At 63.9% G+C, this 17,999-nt stretch carries 19 protein-coding genes and 1 pseudogene; 9 read left to right on the top strand and 11 right to left on the bottom strand.

Annotated elements, in window-relative coordinates; translation table 11 throughout:
* Positions 1 to 10: 10 nt before the first annotated feature.
* The 5 genes from JQ604_RS06430 (at position 11) to JQ604_RS06410 (ending at position 5,000) form a co-directional block, all read left to right on the top strand.
* Positions 11 to 1,096 carry an ABC transporter ATP-binding protein gene (locus JQ604_RS06430; protein ID WP_212354463.1) on the top strand — a complete coding sequence of 362 codons (1,086 nt, stop codon included), beginning with the start codon at positions 11 to 13 and terminating at the stop codon, positions 1,094 to 1,096.
* Positions 1,096 to 1,998 carry a carbohydrate ABC transporter permease gene (locus JQ604_RS06425; RefSeq protein WP_212354460.1) on the top strand — a complete coding sequence of 301 codons (903 nt, stop codon included), beginning with the start codon at positions 1,096 to 1,098 and terminating at the stop codon, positions 1,996 to 1,998. The genes JQ604_RS06430 and JQ604_RS06425 overlap by 1 nt, the downstream gene beginning before the upstream one ends.
* A complete protein-coding gene (locus JQ604_RS06420) occupies positions 1,998 to 2,804 on the top strand; it encodes a carbohydrate ABC transporter permease (RefSeq protein ID WP_212354459.1) in 807 nt (268 codons plus the stop codon). Before JQ604_RS06425 ends, JQ604_RS06420 begins: the two co-directional genes overlap by 1 nt.
* Before the next feature lie 11 nt (positions 2,805 to 2,815).
* Positions 2,816 to 3,142, top strand: coding sequence for a DUF2160 domain-containing protein (locus tag JQ604_RS06415; RefSeq protein ID WP_212354457.1), 327 nt, complete (start codon positions 2,816 to 2,818; stop codon positions 3,140 to 3,142).
* Between the two features lie 115 nt (positions 3,143 to 3,257).
* The gene (locus JQ604_RS06410) at positions 3,258 to 5,000 is read left to right on the top strand and encodes an ABC transporter substrate-binding protein (protein ID WP_212354455.1); all 1,743 of its coding nucleotides are present in this window, start codon (positions 3,258 to 3,260) and stop codon (positions 4,998 to 5,000) included.
* Positions 5,001 to 5,102: 102 nt separating this feature from the next.
* Here JQ604_RS06410 and rpiB read toward each other — a convergent pair whose 3' ends face one another.
* Entirely contained in the window at positions 5,103 to 5,552 is a 450-nt protein-coding gene (gene rpiB, locus JQ604_RS06405) for a ribose 5-phosphate isomerase B (RefSeq protein ID WP_212354453.1), read from the bottom strand.
* Positions 5,553 to 5,608: 56 nt separating this feature from the next.
* Positions 5,609 to 6,034, bottom strand: a pseudogene (locus JQ604_RS41465) (GFA family protein).
* 96 nt (positions 6,035 to 6,130) lie between these two features.
* Here JQ604_RS41465 and JQ604_RS06395 point away from each other — a divergent pair.
* Positions 6,131 to 6,784: a glutathione S-transferase family protein gene (locus JQ604_RS06395; protein WP_212354449.1), complete on the top strand. Its 654-nt coding sequence runs from the start codon at positions 6,131 to 6,133 to the stop codon at positions 6,782 to 6,784.
* 78 nt (positions 6,785 to 6,862) lie between these two features.
* Here JQ604_RS06395 and JQ604_RS06390 read toward each other — a convergent pair whose 3' ends face one another.
* From JQ604_RS06390 to JQ604_RS06375, 4 genes are all read right to left on the bottom strand, one after another.
* Entirely contained in the window at positions 6,863 to 7,546 is a 684-nt protein-coding gene (locus JQ604_RS06390; protein WP_212354447.1) for a nitroreductase, read from the bottom strand.
* 162 nt (positions 7,547 to 7,708) lie between these two features.
* On the bottom strand, positions 7,709 to 8,812 hold the full coding sequence (locus JQ604_RS06385; RefSeq protein WP_212354445.1) for an alkene reductase: 1,104 nt from the start codon (positions 8,810 to 8,812) through the stop codon (positions 7,709 to 7,711).
* Between the two features lie 156 nt (positions 8,813 to 8,968).
* Positions 8,969 to 9,472, bottom strand: coding sequence for a DUF1993 domain-containing protein (locus JQ604_RS06380; protein WP_212354443.1), 504 nt, complete (start codon positions 9,470 to 9,472; stop codon positions 8,969 to 8,971).
* A 354-nt stretch (positions 9,473 to 9,826) separates the two neighbouring features.
* The gene (locus tag JQ604_RS06375) at positions 9,827 to 11,122 is read right to left on the bottom strand and encodes a lytic murein transglycosylase (protein ID WP_212354676.1); all 1,296 of its coding nucleotides are present in this window, start codon (positions 11,120 to 11,122) and stop codon (positions 9,827 to 9,829) included.
* Between the two features lie 412 nt (positions 11,123 to 11,534).
* Between JQ604_RS06375 and JQ604_RS06370 the strand changes: the two genes are divergently transcribed.
* Positions 11,535 to 11,750 (top strand): hypothetical protein, encoded by a 216-nt coding sequence (locus JQ604_RS06370; RefSeq protein WP_212354436.1) that lies wholly within the window; start codon positions 11,535 to 11,537, stop codon positions 11,748 to 11,750.
* A gap of 138 nt (positions 11,751 to 11,888) precedes the next feature.
* Here JQ604_RS06370 and JQ604_RS06365 read toward each other — a convergent pair whose 3' ends face one another.
* Both JQ604_RS06365 and JQ604_RS06360 read right to left on the bottom strand, forming a co-directional pair.
* The gene (locus JQ604_RS06365) at positions 11,889 to 12,116 is read right to left on the bottom strand and encodes a hypothetical protein (protein ID WP_212354434.1); all 228 of its coding nucleotides are present in this window, start codon (positions 12,114 to 12,116) and stop codon (positions 11,889 to 11,891) included.
* Positions 12,117 to 12,120: 4 nt separating this feature from the next.
* Positions 12,121 to 12,408, bottom strand: a complete 288-nt coding sequence (locus JQ604_RS06360; RefSeq protein WP_249158053.1) for a hypothetical protein — start codon at positions 12,406 to 12,408, stop codon at positions 12,121 to 12,123.
* Between the two features lie 110 nt (positions 12,409 to 12,518).
* Here JQ604_RS06360 and htpX point away from each other — a divergent pair, with 110 nt between their 5' ends.
* Positions 12,519 to 13,454 (top strand): zinc metalloprotease HtpX, encoded by a 936-nt coding sequence (htpX, locus tag JQ604_RS06355; RefSeq protein ID WP_212354432.1) that lies wholly within the window; start codon positions 12,519 to 12,521, stop codon positions 13,452 to 13,454.
* Between the two features lie 16 nt (positions 13,455 to 13,470).
* On the opposite strand, the gene JQ604_RS06350 is transcribed toward htpX, so the two are convergent.
* The 3 genes from JQ604_RS06350 to JQ604_RS06340 all read right to left on the bottom strand — a co-directional run bounded on the left by JQ604_RS06350 (position 13,471) and on the right by JQ604_RS06340 (position 17,351).
* The gene (locus tag JQ604_RS06350; RefSeq protein ID WP_212354430.1) at positions 13,471 to 14,793 is read right to left on the bottom strand and encodes a TAXI family TRAP transporter solute-binding subunit; all 1,323 of its coding nucleotides are present in this window, start codon (positions 14,791 to 14,793) and stop codon (positions 13,471 to 13,473) included.
* 152 nt (positions 14,794 to 14,945) lie between these two features.
* Positions 14,946 to 16,124, bottom strand: a complete 1,179-nt coding sequence (locus tag JQ604_RS06345) for a cytochrome P450 (RefSeq protein ID WP_212354428.1) — start codon at positions 16,122 to 16,124, stop codon at positions 14,946 to 14,948.
* Between the two features lie 21 nt (positions 16,125 to 16,145).
* Positions 16,146 to 17,351 (bottom strand): ABC transporter substrate-binding protein, encoded by a 1,206-nt coding sequence (locus JQ604_RS06340; protein WP_249158051.1) that lies wholly within the window; start codon positions 17,349 to 17,351, stop codon positions 16,146 to 16,148.
* Between the two features lie 79 nt (positions 17,352 to 17,430).
* Here JQ604_RS06340 and JQ604_RS06335 point away from each other — a divergent pair, with 79 nt between their 5' ends.
* Positions 17,431 to 17,910, top strand: a complete 480-nt coding sequence (locus JQ604_RS06335; protein ID WP_212354424.1) for a MarR family winged helix-turn-helix transcriptional regulator — start codon at positions 17,431 to 17,433, stop codon at positions 17,908 to 17,910.
* The last annotated feature ends 89 nt before the right edge of the window (positions 17,911 to 17,999 follow it).

Raw genomic sequence — 17,999 nt, 5'->3', positions numbered from 1 at the left:
GAGGTGCTCCATGGCTCGCATTGACCTCGTCGATCTCGCCCACTCCTACGGCGGCCCGCATGCGCCGCAGGATAGCTACGCACTGAAGCCGGTCACCATGACCTGGCGGCAGGGCGGCGCCTATGCGCTGCTCGGTCCCTCCGGCTGCGGCAAGACCACGCTGCTCAATCTCATCTCCGGCATCGTCACGCCGTCACACGGCCAGATCCTGTTCGACGGCAAGGACATCACACCGCTGTCAACCCAGAAGCGCAATATCGCGCAGGTGTTCCAGTTTCCGGTGATCTACGACACGATGACGGTCGGCCAGAACCTTGCCTTCCCGCTCAGGAATCGCGGTGTGCCGAAGGCCGAGGTCGATGCGCGGGTCAAGCAGATCGCCGATCTGCTCGACCTCACGCCGAACCTGAACCGCAAGGCGACGCGGCTCACTGCCGACGCCAAGCAGAAGATCTCGCTCGGCCGTGGCCTGGTCCGCTCCGACGTCGCCGCCGTGCTGTTCGACGAGCCGCTGACGGTGATCGATCCCGAGCTGAAATGGCAGCTGCGCTCGAAATTGAAGGCGCTGCATCGCGAGCTCGATCTCACGATGATCTACGTCACCCACGACCAGACCGAGGCGCTCACCTTCGCCGACACGGTCGTCGTGATGCATGACGGCCGCGTCGTGCAGAGCGGCACGCCGGCCGAGCTGTTCGACAAGCCGGCGCATACTTTCGTCGGCTACTTCATCGGCTCGCCCGGCATGAACATCGTGCCCGCGCAAGTTTCCGGCCATGAGGCGCGGGTCGACGGCCACACCATCGGGCTGCACCGGAACTATGGCGTGCTGCCGAAGGACAAGAAGATCGAGATCGGCGTGCGGCCGGAATTCGTCGACATCGCAGCTCCCGCCTCGGGGCTCTTGTCAGCCACGATCGAGCGGATCGACGATCTCGGCCGCATCCAGTTCGCCCGCGTTCGTGTCGGCAACGCCAAATTCGCCGCGCGCGTGCCGCCCGGCTTCTCGCCGTCGGGCGATACCGCAGGGCTCGTGTTCAATCCGGCACATGTTCACGTCTATGCCGACAGCCATTTGGTGGAAGGGGTCGCCTGATGGACAAGACCGTCAACCAGAAAGCCTGGTTCCTGGTGCTGCCGGTGTTCGCGGTGGTCGCGTTCTCCGCGATCCTGCCGCTGATGACCGTCGTGAACTATTCGATGCAGGACACCTTCGGCAACAACCAGTTCTTCTGGAACGGCGTCGGCTGGTTCAAGGAGCTGCTCGATCCCTCGACCGATCTCGGCGGCCGCTTCCTGGCTTCCCTCGGCCGCAACCTGTTCTTCTCTGCCGTGATCCTCGCCATCGAGGTGCCGCTCGGCATCGTGGTGGCGCTGTCGATGCCGCGTGAGGGCTGGAGCGTCGCCGCCTGCCTCGTGATCCTGGCGCTGCCGCTGTTGATTCCGTGGAACGTGGTCGGCACGATCTGGCAGATCTTCGGCCGTCCGGACATCGGCCTGATGGGCTATGTGCTCAACGCGATGGGCATCGACTATAATTACGTGTCGAACGACATCGACGCCTGGGTCACCGTCATCGTGATGGACGTCTGGCACTGGACCAGCCTGGTTGCGCTGCTCTGCTACGCCGGCCTGAAGTCGATCCCCGACGCCTATTACCAGGCGGCGCAGATCGACGGCGCCTCGCGCTGGGCGGTGTTCCGCGCCATCCAGCTGCCGAAGATGAACCGCGTGCTGCTGATCGCCGTGCTGCTGCGCTTCATGGACAGCTTCATGATCTACACCGAGCCGTTCGTCGTCACCGGCGGCGGGCCCGGCAACTCCACCACCTTCATCTCGATCGAGCTCGTCAAGATCGCGCTCGGCCAGTTCGACCTCGGCAAGGCGGCAGCGCTGTCGCTGGTCTACAACCTCATCATCCTGATCGTGTGCTGGGTGTTCTACACCGTGATGACCAACGCCGGCACCGAGCGCAAACCCCAGGAAGGAGCCGCGTGATGCATTCGATCCCCGGCCGCCGCCTCATCATGGCGCTGTTCCTGATCTTCCTGCTGTTGCCGATCTACTGGCTCGTCAACATGAGCTTCAAGACCAACGCCGAGATTGTCTCGACGATGACCTTGTGGCCGCACACGCCGACCCTGCAGCACTACAAACGCATCTTCACCGACGAGAGCTGGTATTCCGGCTACATCCATTCGCTGGAATACGTCGTCCTCAACACCATCATCTCGATCGCGGTGGCGTTGCCGGCGGCCTATGCGTTCTCGCGCTACCGTTTCCTCGGCGACAAGCACCTGTTCTTCTGGCTCTTGTCGAACCGCATGGCGCCGGCGGCGGTCTATGCGCTGCCGTTCTTCAACCTCTATTCGGCGATCGGGCTGTTCGATACGCCCTGGGCGGTCGCGCTCGCGCACTGTATCTTCAACGTGCCGCTGGCGGTGTGGATCCTCGAAGGCTTCGTCTCCGGCGTGCCGCGCGAGATCGACGAGACCGCGTTCCTCGACGGCTACTCGTTCCCGCGCTTCTTCGTGAAGATACTGATCCCGCTGATCGCGAGCGGCATCGGCGTCGCCGCCTTCTTCTGCTTCATGTTCTCGTGGGTCGAGCTGCTGCTCGCGCGCACGCTGACCTCGGTGCAGGCCAAGCCGATCGCGGCGATCATGACCCGCACGGTCTCGGCCGCCGGCATGGACTGGGGGCTGCTCGCCGCCGCCGGTGTGCTCACCATCATTCCGGGCGCGCTGGTGATCTGGTTCGTCCGCAACTATATCGCGCGCGGCTTCGCGCTCGGCCGCGTGTAAGGGAGGCAACCATGGAATCGATTGCATGGATGGCCTGGACGCTGCCGACCGCGATCTTCTTCGCAGCACTCGCCTCGACGCTCGCGGTCATGACATGGCTCGCGGCGGTCTATCCCGAGGCCGAGCGCGTCGGCGTGCTGCGGATTCCGACGACGCGGGGCGACCGCCTGTTCATTTCACTGGTGCTGGCAGCGGTGATCCATCTCGTATGGATCGGCCTCGTCGGCACCGACCCGATTTTCACCTTGCCGATCGGCGAGGGCCTCGAGATTACGAGCCTGTGGCTCGCAACACTGATTTCGCTTCTCGCAGCCGTGGTGATCTTTCGCACCGTCTGAGAGAACGCGAAGAAGAGCAGATCCGGGGTCTACCCGGGCCTGGGTTTAGTTTGTCGCTGCAACCGGAGGAACCAACATGCGACACTTGAGAAGGACGAAGGATAGTCTTCTGACGATGACCAGCGCAGCCGCGCTGATCGCGGCTACGGTGACCATCGCGGCTCCCGCCCGCGCCGCCGACGACGCCACGATCCAGAAGTGGATCGCGGAATTCCAGCCCTCGACGCTGTCGAAGGAAGACCAGAAGAAGGAGCTGGAGTGGTTCGCCAAGGCGGCCGAGCCCTTCAAGGGCATGGAGATCAACGTCGTGTCGGAAACGATCACGACCCACGAATACGAGTCGCAGACGCTTGCCAAGGCGTTCTCCGAGCTCACCGGCATCAAGCTCAAGCACGACATCATCCAGGAAGGTGACGTGGTCGAGAAGCTGCAGACCCAGATGCAGTCCGGCAAGAACGTGTACGACGGCTGGATCAACGACTCCGACCTGATCGGCACTCACTTCCGCTACGGCCAGACCATTGCGTTGTCGGACTACATGACCGGCGAAGGCAAGGACGTCACCGACCCGATGCTCGACGTCAACGACTTCATCGGGAAGTCGTTCACGACCGCGCCGGACGGCAAGCTCTATCAGCTGCCCGACCAGCAGTTCGCGAATCTCTACTGGTTCCGCTACGACTGGTTCACCAACCCGGACTACAAGGCCAAGTTCAAGGCCAAGTATGGCTACGATCTCGGCGTGCCCGTGAACTGGTCCGCCTATGAAGACATCGCCGAGTTCTTCACCAACGACATCAAGGAGATCAACGGCGTCAAGGTCTACGGCCATATGGACTATGGCAAGAAAGACCCGTCGCTCGGCTGGCGGTTCACCGACGCCTGGCTGTCGATGGCCGGCAACGGCGACAAGGGCATTCCGAACGGTCTGCCGGTCGACGAGTGGGGCATCCGCATGGAAGGCTGCCGCCCGGTCGGCTCCTCGGTCGAGCGTGGTGGCGACACCAACGGTCCGGCCGCGGTCTACTCGATCACCAAGTATCTCGAGTGGCTGAAGAAGTACGCTCCGCCGCAGGCTCAGGGCATGACCTTCTCGGAGGCAGGTCCGGTGCCGGCGCAGGGCAACATCGCCCAGCAGATCTTCTGGTACACCGCCTTCACCGCCGACATGGTGAAGCCCGGTATCGCCGTGATGAACGCGGATGGTACGCCGAAGTGGCGTATGGCTCCGTCGCCGCACGGCTCGTACTGGAAGGAAGGCATGAAGCTCGGCTACCAGGACGCCGGCTCCGCGACGCTCCTGAAGTCGACGCCCCCGGATCGCCGTAAGGCGGCCTGGCTCTATCTGCAGTTCATCGTCTCCAAGTCGGTGTCGCTGAAGAAGAGCCACGTCGGTCTCACCTTCATCCGTGAGTCCGATATCTGGGACAAGTCCTTCACGGAACGTGCGCCGAAGCTCGGCGGCCTGATCGAGTTCTACCGCTCGCCCGCCCGCGTGCAGTGGACCCCGACCGGCAACAACGTGCCTGACTATCCGAAGCTCGCGCAGCTCTGGTGGCAGAACATCGGCGATGCGTCGTCCGGCACCAAGACCCCGCAGCAGGCGATGGATGCGCTCGCGGCGGCCCAGGACTCGGTGCTCGAGCGTCTCGAGAAGTCCGGCGTGCAGGGTGCCTGCGGTCCGAAGCTGAACAAGAAGGAGACCGCGGAGCACTGGTTCGCCAAGGTCGCCAAGGACGGCACCATCGCTCCGCAGCGCAAGCTCGCGAACGAGAAGCCGAAGGGCGAGACCGTCGACTACGACACGCTGATCAAGTCGTGGCCGGCCTCTCCCCCGAAGCGCGCCGAAGCGAAGTAAGTCGACAAGGCAGGCGTACCAGCCCACGCCATCCGAGAACGACGAAAGGCCGGGAGCAATCCCGGCCTTTTTGTTTTGCGCGCCCGGCTTGGGGAACGGCGCTTACCCCTCCAGCGCCCTGATCATCTCCACCCGCATCGCATGCCGGCCGCCCTCGAACTCGGCGGTCAGGAACGCATCCACGATGTCGAGCGCCAGCCCTTCGCCCACCACGCGGGCGCCGATCGCCAGCATGTTGGCATCGTTGTGCTGGCGGATCATGCCGGCCGAGAACGTGTCGGCGCAGACGCCGCAGCGGATGCCCTTGACCTTGTTCGCCGCCATCATGATGCCCTGGCCGGTACCGCACAGGATGATGCCGAATCGGCAGTCCCCGGAGGCGACCAGCCGCGCGGCCGCCTCGCCGTGCTTGGGATAGGGCGTGCTCTCTGGCGCCTTCGGTCCGATATCGACCGCGACCCAGCCTTTCGTCGCGACATGCGCAGCAATGATCTGTCGCAGCTGAATGGCGGCGTGGTCGCTGGAGAGGGCGATGCGGTTGCTGGCTGTCATGGAGAAGTCGTCCGTGTATCGAGGCAGGTTGCGGCTTGGCCCTTATCGCGCTTTGGCTAGTCCGCCGGGATGAAGCGCAGCGTGCCCGCCTGTCGCGCAGGCCTGCCCGTGTCATTCGAATGATTGACGCCATCCACGACCGGCACCTCTGCGAAATCGAACGGGCTGACCCCGGCGAGGCAAGCCACGTTGACCGCGAACAGGTTCGGGTCCGATCGTCGTTGATGATGGGTGTAGATTCCGCAGCGGGAGCAGAAGAAATGCTGCGCCGCTCCGCTATGGAACCGGTAGCTCGTCAGCGTATCCTCACCCTACAGGAACCTGATCCCGCCCATTTCCGCCGTGACGACGACGGCGCCGCGCATCCGGCAGTAGGAGCAGTTGCAGCGGAGGATCGAATTGAAACCGTTGCTGAGCGTCGCTTCGAAACGCACCGCGCCGCAATGGCATTGGCCCGCACAAACCTTCGTGTCGCTCACCATGTTGCCTGTGTCTTCTGTTAGGTTCGTGCGAACGTACTTCCGGAACGCGGGTCGGACAATTCAAAAGGACTCGCCCACACCGTGAGAAAAACTGCGATGACCATCACGATCACCGCGTTTGAACGATCGCCGGATGGCGGCAAGGGGTTGGCGCGCGATACGCGCGTGCGCTGGGCGCTCGAGGAAGTGGGTCAACCCTACGAGGTTCGCCCCGTGTCGTTCGCGGCGATGAAGCAGCCGGCGCATCTGGCGCTGCATCCGTTCGGCCAGATTCCAACCTATGAGGAAGGCGACCTTGTGCTGTTCGAGACCGGAGCGATCGTTCTCCATATCGCCGAACACCACGCCGGCCTGCTGCCTGACGATGCCCATGCGCGAGCGCGCGCCATCACCTGGATGTTCGCCGCGGTCAACACCGTGGAGCCACCGATCCTCGACCTCGTCACCGCCAGGATACTCGAAGGCGACAAGCCCTGGGCGAGCGAACGCCTGCCTCTGGTGATGGATCGCATCCGAGGCCGCCTGCAGCAATTGTCCGCGCGCCTCGGCGATGCCGACTGGCTCGACGGCGCGTTCAGCGCAGGCGACCTGATGATGGTGTCGGTGCTGCTCCGGCTGCGACCGTCGGGTCTGCTGAACGAATTCCCGAGCCTCAAAGCCTACGTCGCCCGCGGCGAAGCGCGGCCCGCTTACAAGCGGGCGTTCGACGCGCAACTGTCATTCAATACCGGAAAGCCGCTGGCTGGGTGAGGTGATCGGCTCACTGTTCGACGGGACGCTCGCATCAGGCGGCAATTTGTGTGAGTGAGGAGGCGACCCCGCGCTTTTCTAAGCGTCGCCCTCGAATCCCACGAAGGTCGTCGCGTCCTCGACCGACTTGCGTTCGGAGACGACGGCATTGGCGGGAAAACTGTCGTCCGGCCAGCCGAGCGCAATGCTCTTCATGATCACCTGATCGTCCGCGATCCCGGCATGCTCGCGCACCACGGGGGATTGCATGATCCCCTGGCTGTTGATCACGGCACCGAGCCCTCGCGACCATGCCGCGTTGACCAGCGCGGTCGCCACCGCGCCGCAGTCGAACGCCGTATCGTCACTGGCGGCGAGCACGCGATCATAGGTGATGATCACGCACACGGGCGCGTCGAACTGACGGAAGCCGCGCATGACCCAGTCCTGCCGCCGCTCCTTGTCGTCGCGCGCGATCTCCATGGCGGCGAACAACTGCTTGGCAACGCCGATCTGGCGTTCGCGGTGAACGCCGTCGAATGGCTGGCCAATGCGAAACTCGCGCGAGTGCGGCACGCCGGCCAGGTTACGCTCGGTGTTGCCCTGCCGGATGCGATCCAGGGCTTTGCCGGTGATGACGTAGAAATTCCAGGGCTGGGTGTTCATCGACGACGGCGCACGCATCGCCAGCGCCAGGATCTCCTTGATCAATTTCCGCGGGACGGGATCGGGCTTGTAGCCACGGATGCTGCGGCGGCCGAGGATGACGTCGTCGAACTTCATCTTTGCGTTCCTGAAATGGGCACGAGGTCGTTTTCCCCCACGGCGTTGGTCATGTCCATAGCGTTTCGAGGGTGAAGTTGCTGGATCGTTGCCCTGCCTAAACAGATACAAAAAATCCGGAGCGCGGCTGCGCCCCGGATTTGCATTGCAAAGATGCGGCCCTTACTCCGCCGCTTCGGTCGCCTTCAGCGTGGGATAATCCGTGTAGCCCTTCGCCCCGCCGCCATAGAACGTGTTCTTATCCCAGTCGTTGAGCGGTGCGCCCTTCTTCAGGCGCTCGACCAGGTCGGGGTTCGAGATGAACGGCTTGCCGAAGGCGATCAGATCGGCGGCGTTGGCGTCCAGCACCTGGTTGGCGAGCGCAAAATCGTAGCCGTTGTTGGCGACATAGGCCTGCTTGAAGCGCTTGCGCAAGCTGCCGTAATCGAACGGCGCGATGTCGCGCGGGCCGCCGGTGGCGCCTTCGATGACGTGGATATAGGTCAGCTTCAGCGCGTTGAGGCCGTCGACGATGTGATCGAACAGCGGCTGCGGATTGCTGTCGGAGACGTCGTTGGCCGGCGTCACCGGCGAGATGCGGATGCCGGTGCGATCGGCGCCGGCCTCGGCGACCACGGCCCTGGAGACTTCGAGCATCAGCCGCGCGCGGTTCTCGATCGAACCGCCATAGGCATCGGTGCGCTTGTTGGCGCCGTCCTTGGCGAACTGATCGAGCAGATAGCCATTGGCGCCGTGGATCTCGACGCCGTCAAAACCGGCAGCGAGCGCGTTTGCGGTGGCGCGTTTGAAGTCTTCGATGATCCCTGGAATTTCGGAGAGCTCCAGCGCACGCGGCTCGGAGACATCGGCGAAGGTGCCGTTCACAAACGTCTTGCCCTTGGCGCGGATCGCTGATGGCGCCACCGGCGCGCCGCCATTCGCCTGCAGCGCGACATGCGAGATGCGGCCGACATGCCAGATCTGGATGAAGATGCGGCCGCCGTTGTCATGCACGCGATCGGTGACCTTGCGCCAGCCCGCGACCTGTTCCTTCGAGTAGATGCCGGGCGTGTCCTGGTAACCCTGGCCCTGCTGCGAGATCTGGCTCGCCTCGGTGATCAGAAGGCCGGCGGAGGCGCGCTGGCCGTAATAGTCGACCGCGAGCGCGCCCGGTACGAAGCTGCCGGGCTCGGCGCGGTTGCGCGTCAGGGGCGCCATCACCAAGCGGTTCGGCAAGGTCAGCGCGCCAAGCTTGTAGGGCTCGAAGAGTTTGGTCGATTGGCTCATGAGGGAATGTTCCAGGACAATGACTGATGGAGGAGAGTTGTGCATTGCCGCGACAAGCGCAATGCCCCGGCCATACAGAGCAGGAATTGCTCGAATTCCGTCTACGCGCAGCAGGGATGGGTCGCCGATCCCTGCTGCGATGGAATGAGCGGTGTGTCAGCTGACGCCGAGGAAGTCGCGCTTGCCGATCTCGACGCCGTTGTGACGCAAAATGCCGTGCGCGGTCGCGGCGTGGAAATAGAAGTTCGGGAATGAGAACGACGAGATCAACTGCTGCCCGGTCACCGTGATCGAGCGGTCGGGGCCGGCGGGGAAGGTGACCTGTTTTGCGTCGGCGCCTTCGAACTGCTCCGGCTTGTAGGTCTTCACATAGGCGATGGTGTTGGCCAGCCGCTGCTTCAATTCGCCGAATGTCTTCTCGGTGTCCGGCGTCGAAGGCACCTCGCTATGGGTCACCCGCGCGCAGCCCTTGGCGGCGAAATCGCTGACCAGCTGGATCTGCTTCGACAGCGGCAGCATGTCCGGATAGAGCCGCGCGCCGAGCAGCACCTCGGGCTGGATCTTCCTGGCCTCGCAATGCGCCTCGGCCTTGGTGAGCAGGCCGGTGAGGCTGTTGAGCATTTGCAGGTAAGCGGGGACGACGGCGTCGTAAAAGGACATGTGATGCTCTTTGTTCTTGTGGCGGAATGGGCGTTTTGCCGAACGGCGTTGCTGCAGATGGGGGCCTGCGGGGAAGAATGCAACTGCATGAAGTGGGAATCGTGGATCAAATATTCTCGCGGTCTTCACCTCTCCCCGCTCTTTTGCGGGGAGAGGTCGGATCGCATCGCAAGATGCGATCCGGGTGAGGGGTCGTGCACGACCGTGCCATACGGAGGCCCCTCCGACTCCTCAACGGACCAGTCGGCAAATAATGAACTTGGGGCAGGCCACGTGCCATGCCCCTCACCCGCCGCCGGCGCTCGCGCCCCGGCGTCGACCTCTCCCCGCAGAAGGGCGGGGAGAGGTGAACAATCACCGCATCCCCGGCATCGCAGCCTCGGCCGGTTGCGCGCGCGGCCCACGCATCTTGGCCAAGAGCTCCGCCGTCGGCCAGGAATCCGCCGGCAAGCCATACTTGATCTGCATCGCCTTCACTGCAGTGCGGCTCGCTTGTCCCAGCACGCCATCGACCTTGCCGACATTGAAGCCGGCCTTCACCAGCAGGGTCTGCAGCTCCTTGATCTCGTTGAACGGCAGCTGCGCGACCGGCGCGTGCGGCCGCTGCATCGGCGCAGCACCCGCGATGCGGCTCGCCAGATAACCGGCGGTGGTCGAATAGATCAGCGAGTTATTCCACTCGGTGTAAGCCGCGAAATTCGCGTAGGCCAGGAACGCCGGGCCCATCCGTCCCATCGGCAGCAGCAGCGACGTCGGCATGTCGTCGTTCGGCAACGGCTTGCCGTCGGTAGTGCCCACACCGAGCGAAGCCCATTTTGAGCGCGGCAGTTTTATCGTCAGGTCGGCCTGGTCCCACGGGAAATTCGCGCCCTGCGGCACGCGCACCTCCTGCAGCCACGGCTCGCCGCGCCGCCACTTCAGGCCGTTGGCAATGTAATTCGCGGTCGAGCCGATCACGTCGGGCCCGCTTCGCAACAGATTGCGATGGCCGTCGCCGTCATAGTCGACCGCATAGTTGAAATAATGCGTCGGCAGGAATTGCGTCTGGCCGAGCTCGCCGGCCCAGGAGCCGACCATCTCGTCGGGCGAGAGATCGCCGCGGTTGATGATCTTCAACGCCGCGATGGTTTCGTTCTGGAACATCTCCGAGCGGCGGCAATCATAGGCCAGCGACACCAGCGATTTCAGCGTGGCGAGATTGCCCATGTTGGCGCCGAAATCGCTCTCCAGTCCCCAGAACGCGGCGATGACGGCAGGCGGCACACCGTATTCCTTCTCGGCGCGCGCGAACGCCGCCGCGTAGGTCCTGATGTATTGCTGGCCCTGCTGCATCCGGTAGGTCGCGGCCATGCGGCCGGCGAACTCGGTGAAGATCTGGCCGAACACGCGCTGGCCGCGGTCGCGGTTGACGATGCCCTGGTCGTAGACGAGGTAGGGCGCGGCCTCGCTGAGCGTGGCTTGCGACACGCCGTCGGCCACAGCCTTCTGCTTCAGCTCGGCGAGGAAGCGGTCGAAGCTTTGGCCGTTGTGGCAGGAGGCTGCGCGGGGCGAGGGCGCGGTTGCCGCCCGCGGCGCAACCGTGGGTTTCAGCGGCGGCGGAAACGGTTGCTGTGCCGAGGCGCCGAACGAGCATGCCAGCGTGACGGCCATCGTTGCGACGACGATCCGGGCGCGAGATGAGGGGGCTGGCATCGATGTCACCGCCTATCGGTTGAGAAACCCGTCGCCTCCATACACCAGCGCCCCGCAGTGCAACAGGTGCGCGCAGCCACACCCGGCGGGCATCTGGGCGTCGAAACGGGAGCGATTTTTGCCGCCATGGGTTGAGAAGATTTATGGGATCGCGTGGCAGTAGCGAAGGCGTATCCTTGGGTATAATAGCCGGGGTGGCGCCGGCGCCTGTATTTTGCGCAACGTGGGCCGCGAATCGTTTTTTGCGGTCTGGCTCGCGGTTGTCGTGGCTGGGATGCTCTGCCTGATGCCACCTGACAGATGAGAGAGTTCGACAGGTATGCACTCGACCGTTCCCGCCTTTGCCTCTATGCCATTACGGGAAGCCGTGATGAGCGATATCCTGATGCTCAACGCAGAACTCGCACGCTCCATGGCCCAGCTTGAGGCCCTGCAGCGCGAGGTCGATCAGCTTGCCGTCTCCAAGACCAAAAGGAACGTTCTTCCGACCCTGAGGGACGCGGCCCGGCGGACACGTGAAGCCGCCGAGCGCCTCGCGTCCGTCATTCGCGCCATCGAGCAAGGTGCCGCCGGCAGCATGCAATAGCTGTTCGCCTCAAGGCCGCGGCTCTCGCGGCCTGTTTAGAAATTCGCTCGCTGAGAGCTGTTCACTCGACCGCGGTTAATGAAGCGATATCCGGGATGGATGTCCCGCATGTCGCTATCGCTCATGCGGGCTGCCGACCTAAGCTGCGAGCACGGCCCGTTTCACGGCCAGTGGCAGCGCGATCGGGCGGAAGAAGGCCTTGGGATAGAGATAATCTTCGCCGGATTCATCGACGATCCGAAGCATGCCATGCTTGTCCGCGGCCGGATCTCGCAGGGCGACGTAGATCTTGCGCTTCTCGAGCGAAACCGCGTAGCCGTCATTGTCGACGCATACGACCAGTTGTTTTGTTTGTGTCTTTGCCATGGTCTCAAAGCAGATGTTTGAGTTTGAATTCCTTGCGCCCGATCCCGGCTGCTTCATACCAGTGTAGCTCAGCCACGTGAACTGAGCCATTGGGTAATCGCACACGGGCGATCCCCTTGCGCTTGCGCCAACGGCCACGCCCGTACAAGCGCCGCAGCCGGGCAACCTCGCGTATGCCGGAGCCGGTGGCGAAGGTTTCGATATCTGAGATTTCGCCGAGAATCTCGAACCGCATGGCTCCAATGGTGCCGAGGCCCTGGAGTAGGGTCAAGCCGACCTTGCGGATGGCCAATCCGTAATCGTTCCCGCGTCGCCGCGACGCAGCCGGGCCCCTTGCAGGGCCGCCCGCCCCATTCCTACCTCCCTCTTGCCGGCTCTCCGGCTGGCCGAGAGGACACCAAAATGAGCTATTTCCGCACCGCACTTCTGCTGGCCGGTCTCACCGGCCTGTTCATGGGCGTCGGCTATCTCATCGGCGGTGGCACCGGCGCGGTGATTGCGCTCGTCATCGCGGCGGCGATGAACGTGTTCACCTACTGGAACTCGGACCGCATGGTGTTGTCGATGTACGGCGCCCATGAGGTCGACGCGCGCTCGGCGCCGGACCTCTACAATCTCGTTGCCGAGCTCGCCCAGCGCGCCGCGCTGCCGATGCCGCGCGTGTTCGTGATGGACGAGCCGCAGCCGAACGCGTTCGCCACTGGCCGCAATCCGCAGAATGCGGCGGTCGCCGTCACGTCAGGTATCATGCAGCAGCTCAGCCGCGAGGAGCTCGCCGGCGTGATCGCGCATGAGCTGGCGCATATCAAGAACCACGACACACTGCTGATGACCATCACCGCGACGATCGCCGGCGCGATCTCGATGCTGGCGCAGTTTGGCATGTTCTTCGGCGGCCACCGCGACAACAACAACGGCCCCGGCATCATCGGCTCGATCGCGATGATGATCCTCGCCCCGTTCGGCGCCATGCTGGTGCAGATGGCGATCAGCCGCACCCGCGAATATGCCGCCGACAATCTCGGCGCGCGCATCGTCGGCCAGCCGATGTGGCTGGCATCGGCGCTGGTCAAGATCGAGAACGCGGCGCAGCACGTGCCGAACGAAGAGGCCGAGCGTAACCCCGCGACCGCGCACATGTTCATCATCAACCCGCTGTCGGGCCGCGGCATGGACAATCTGTTCACGACCCACCCGTCGACGGAGAACCGCATCGCAGCGCTGCAGCAGCTCGCGGCGGAGCTCGGCGCGCAGGGCAGTGCGCCGTCGCGCGCGCAGAATGATCCGTCGCGCAGTCCGTGGGGGCGTTCGTCAGGCACGCGCGGTCCATGGGGTTGAGCGCTGGTGACAGACCTCACGTCATCTGCGGTGTGGCGGTCCGGCTGCCGCCGGCTTCCGGTAGCGTGAGTTCGGTCAGGCGGGATGCCAGGCGCTGGCGTGTCCGATCGATGTGCACTTCGATCGACAGAAACAGGTCCGAGTGCCGCATCGGAAGAACATTCACCGCACGATCGATGGCCTCAAGGTCCGATTGCAAATCCTGGATTTCCGGCACCGTCAGATTGGACTGCAATTGCGCTTCGACACCCCTGAGGCGGCGGTACAGTTTGGCCATGTAGGCTTCGAGCAGCCAAACATACATCTTCGGCGCATAATTGAGCAGCGGGATGACGATGGCGATCACCGCCACCAGAGCGGCAATCGCACGCTTGGTGAGATTGATCATCCAGAACGGCAGGTATCGCTGCATGAACGACGGGCCATTCCTGTAGAAGTCGCGCGCGTCCTCGGCGACGGCAAATTCGGGGTCGCTCTGGGTGGGAAAGTCGCCGGCCCGTTGAAAAATCCCCGCGCCGCCGTGTTCCTCCGCCAGCGTTTGCGCAAGAAGGTAGATGATCTCGGGATGAACGTCCTTGTGCACGAGAACGCCGACGGTGGTTGCAACGAGGTTGACGTCACGCGGCGGGATGTCCTTCTCGAAATCAATCACGCCACGCGGAAGCTGCAGCCGGTTGAGATACGGGAATATCCGCGCGAGCGCGTCGGCTTCGGTGACATCCATCAGGCGAATGCCGGGATCGCGCAACAGCGACTGGACGATCGACGAATTGGCTTCGCCGAGGACGATCTGTACATCGACCTCGTTGTCTCTCAGTCCGGTGGTTGCGGCCGGTCCGACCCGTACCGAGAGTTTTGAGTTTTCGGAGCTGATGCCATTTGCAGCGAGGATTTGACTGACAGCCGGATTGTTGACGGGGCCGCCGATGCGTTTGCCCTTGAGCTGTGTCAGGCGGTTCAGCGGCTCGGGCCCGCGGTAAAAAAACCAGATCGGAAAATACAGGACCCGGCCCAGCGATCTCAGCTCGGGCGCTTGTTTGCCATTCGCTGCCCCGCCGATGAAGAAGGCAATGTCGACGCCCGAGTTTCGATCGTTCAATAGCCGCAAGTTTTCGATCACGCCGTCGGTCGAATGCTGGTCCAGCGTGAGGTGAGGCGCGAGCCTTGCCCGATAGTGTTGCGCGATCAGGTCAAGCGTGCCGCCGACAGGGCCGGTCGCGATAACGATGGAGGAGGGCGGCGCGGGAATGAAGTACCAAAACGCCAGCCACGCCAATGCTGCGATGCACAGGACGGCCACCAGGCTCTTTGAAACGACGCCAACGATCCATCGCCCCACGGATCCTCCAAAAAGCTATCGCCTGAGAAAGATTGCCCGCATGTCGGTCGTAATCGACGCTAGCACTCCTTCCAGCTCTGCGAAAGCCGGGGCTCTCGCGGTCCGGCCGCCGGCGCGCTGCATCTGTCTTGGAAGCGGGAGAGACGACCGTCTCAGGCCGCCGTGACGCGAACCGGCATGCGCCTCAAGCCGCGCAGCGAGTTGTTGAGCAGACGCTCGGGCTCGCCTGTCAGCTCGATCGTCTTCACCCGCCGCGCCAGCTCGGCGAGGATCAATTCGCCCTCGAGCCGCGCGATCATCTGGCCGACACAGGCATGGATGCCGGCGCCGAAGCCGACATGGCCGGTGGCCGGGCGCTCGATGTTGAAGCTGTCGGCATCGGCCCAGCGCAGGGGATCGCGGTTGGCCGAGGCCATGAACAGCAGCACCTTCCGGTGCGCCGGGATCACGCCGCCTCCGATCTCGACATCGCGTGAGGTGGTGCGGAAGAAGGTCTGCACCGGTGAATCGTAGCGCAGGCCTTCCTCGAAGGCGTTGCGCGCCAGCTCCGGCTTTTCGCGGAGCTTCTGAAACTGCTCCGGATGGGTGGCGAGCGCCAGCAGCACGTTGCCGATGCCGTTGATCGTGGTGTCGACCCCTGCGGTGAGGAACGGCCGCACCAGGTGCAGCGCTTCATGCTCGGTGATCTCGCCGCTATCTGCGGCTTCATAGATCATCATGCCGAGGCTGTCCGGCTGCAGCGCGCTGCGCACGCAGCACTCCATGATCCAGGCTTGCGCGGCGAGGCCGGCCTCGCGCGAGGCGATCAGGATGTCGTTCTCGGGCCCAAAGCTGTTGAACACGAAGGTGCTCCAGGCGAGCAGCTTCTCGCGCCCGTCGGGGCGGATGCCGATCGCGTCGGGAAACACCTTCATCGGATAGGCTTCGGCGAGATCGGCCATCGCATCGAAGCTGCCGCGCTCGAGCAGCTCGGCGACCTTGATCTCGGCCTCCTTCTGGAACGTCTCGCGCAGCCGCCGCGCCACGCCCGGCGACAACGTGCGGCCGAGCACGCGGCGGCCCTTGTCATGGTCGGGCGGATCGATCTGCAGGGTGAGCGGCTTCGGCAGCGCGGGATTCATGCCGGCGAGGCCGACGCCTTCGCCGCTGATATAGGTGCGCCAGTCCTTCAGCGCCGGCTCGACCTCGGCATAGCCGGCCATGGCTGAGATGCCGTAGCGCTCCATCGTGACGACGGGCCCCAGCGACCGCAACGCCGCATAGGCGGGGTAGGGGTCGCCGAGAAATTCCGGCGCGAACGGATCGACGTCAGTTGAAGGAAAGCCGCCCATCGTCAGCTCCTTCGTGCCGCGTTACTTCACGAGCGGGCAATTGCCTTCGCTCTCGGGCCGGAACGCGTCCTCGCCCTTGAGCGTGCCGACCACCTTGAGCATGTCCCAGGTCGATTTCGACTCCTCGGGCGTCTTGACCTGCAGCAGATAGAGCGGGTGGATCTTGCGGCCGTCCTTGCGGATATAGCCCTTGCCGAACAGCGGATCGTCGGTCGGCATCTCCTTCATCGCGGCGACCACGGCCTTGCCGTCGGTGGCGCCGCCGACCTTGTCGACCGCCTTGAGGTAGTGGATCACGGAGGCGTAGACGCCGGCCTGCATGTCGTTCGGATAGGCCTTTGACGGAATCCGCTCGGCGAAGCGTTTTGCAAACGCGCGGGTGCCGTCGTTGAGATCCCAGTAGAACGGATTCATGATCTGCGCGCCCTGCGCAAACTTCAGCGTCAGCGACGGCAGGCCGTTCATGCCGAGGATCAGGCCGGCCAGCTTGTGGTTCTGCGTCAGGCCGAACTCGGCGGCCTGCTTCATCGAGGTGATGGTGTCGTCGCCGGCATTGGCGATGCCGATCACGTCGGCGCCGGAGGCCTGCGCCTGCAGCAGGAAGGAGGCGTAGTCGGCGGTGCCGAGCGGATGGCGCACGGCGCCGAGCACCTGACCGCCGGAGGCCTTCACCGCTTCGGAGGCCTGCTTCTCCAGATCATGGCCGAAGGCGTAGTCGGCGGTGATGAAGAACCACTTCTTGCCGCCCTGCTGCACGATCGCCTTGCCGAGGCCGCGCCCGTACGCATAGGTGTCGTAGGTCCAGTGCACGGTATTCGGCGTGCACTTCTCGCCGGTGAGCAGCGCCGTGCCGGCGCCCGAGCCGATGAACACCTTGTTCTTCTCGGCGCTCATCGCGGCGACGGCGAGCGCGATCGACGAATTCGGCACGTCGAAGATCGCGTCCACCGCCTCGTTCTCGTACCAGCGCCGCGCGATGCCGATGCCGGTGTCGGTCTTGTTCTGATGGTCGGCCGCGACCACCTCGACCGTCTTGCCGGCGGCTTTTCCGCCGTAATCCTCGACCGCCATCCTGGCCGCGATCACCGAGCCGACGCCCTGGTAGCTCGCGAACGGGCCGGACTGGTCGTTCAGCACGCCGATCTTCACGGTGCCTTGCGCGAGCGCAGATGCCGGCGACAGGAACAAGGCGGCGACGCATAGCTTTTGCAGGAAGCTCATGTTCAATATCTCCTCCCCTGCGGTCTCCAGTACCGCCTATATATAATAGTTATATTTTATAGCTATTATGCAAGGAGTCAATCGGATGGATCGGACAGAAGGCCGCACGCGGCAGGGCCTGGACCTGGGGCTGAAGAAGGCGCTGGACCTGCGGGGCTTGCAGAAGACCCCGGGATTCATGCTCCGCCTGGCGCAATTGAAGTTTTTCGAGGGCTTTTACGAGAGTTTCGCCGAGCTCGGCATCACGCCGGCGAGCTACGCGATCCTGACCATCATCCGGGATAATCCGGGGGTGCCGCCGAGCACGCTGGCGAGCCTGCTCCGGCTGAAGCTGCCGAACCTGATCAAGATCCTGAACGAGTACGAGTCGTCAGGCCTGATCAAGCGCAACCGCTCCAAGTCGGACCGTCGCGGCGTCGAGCTGCTGTTGACGCCGAAGGGGACGAAGCTGATCCAGGAGGCGACCAGAATGACGGACCCCTACAACAAGCGCATGCTGGCGGCGCTGAGCGTGGTCGAGCAGGCGACGTTGCTGGAGCTGTTGAACCGGATCGTGCCGTTGTGATTTTTCGGACTGAGTGAGAGTGCGGCCCCGACGGGACTGCGCCCCCTCTCCCGCTTGCGGGGGAGGGTTGGGGTGGGGGCTCTCTCCGC

This window comes from Bradyrhizobium jicamae, from assembly GCF_018130695.1.
Taxonomy (GTDB): domain Bacteria; phylum Pseudomonadota; class Alphaproteobacteria; order Rhizobiales; family Xanthobacteraceae; genus Bradyrhizobium; species Bradyrhizobium jicamae_B.
Note: the sequence above shows the minus strand (reverse complement) of the source record. Positions and strands in the feature narration are given on the sequence as shown.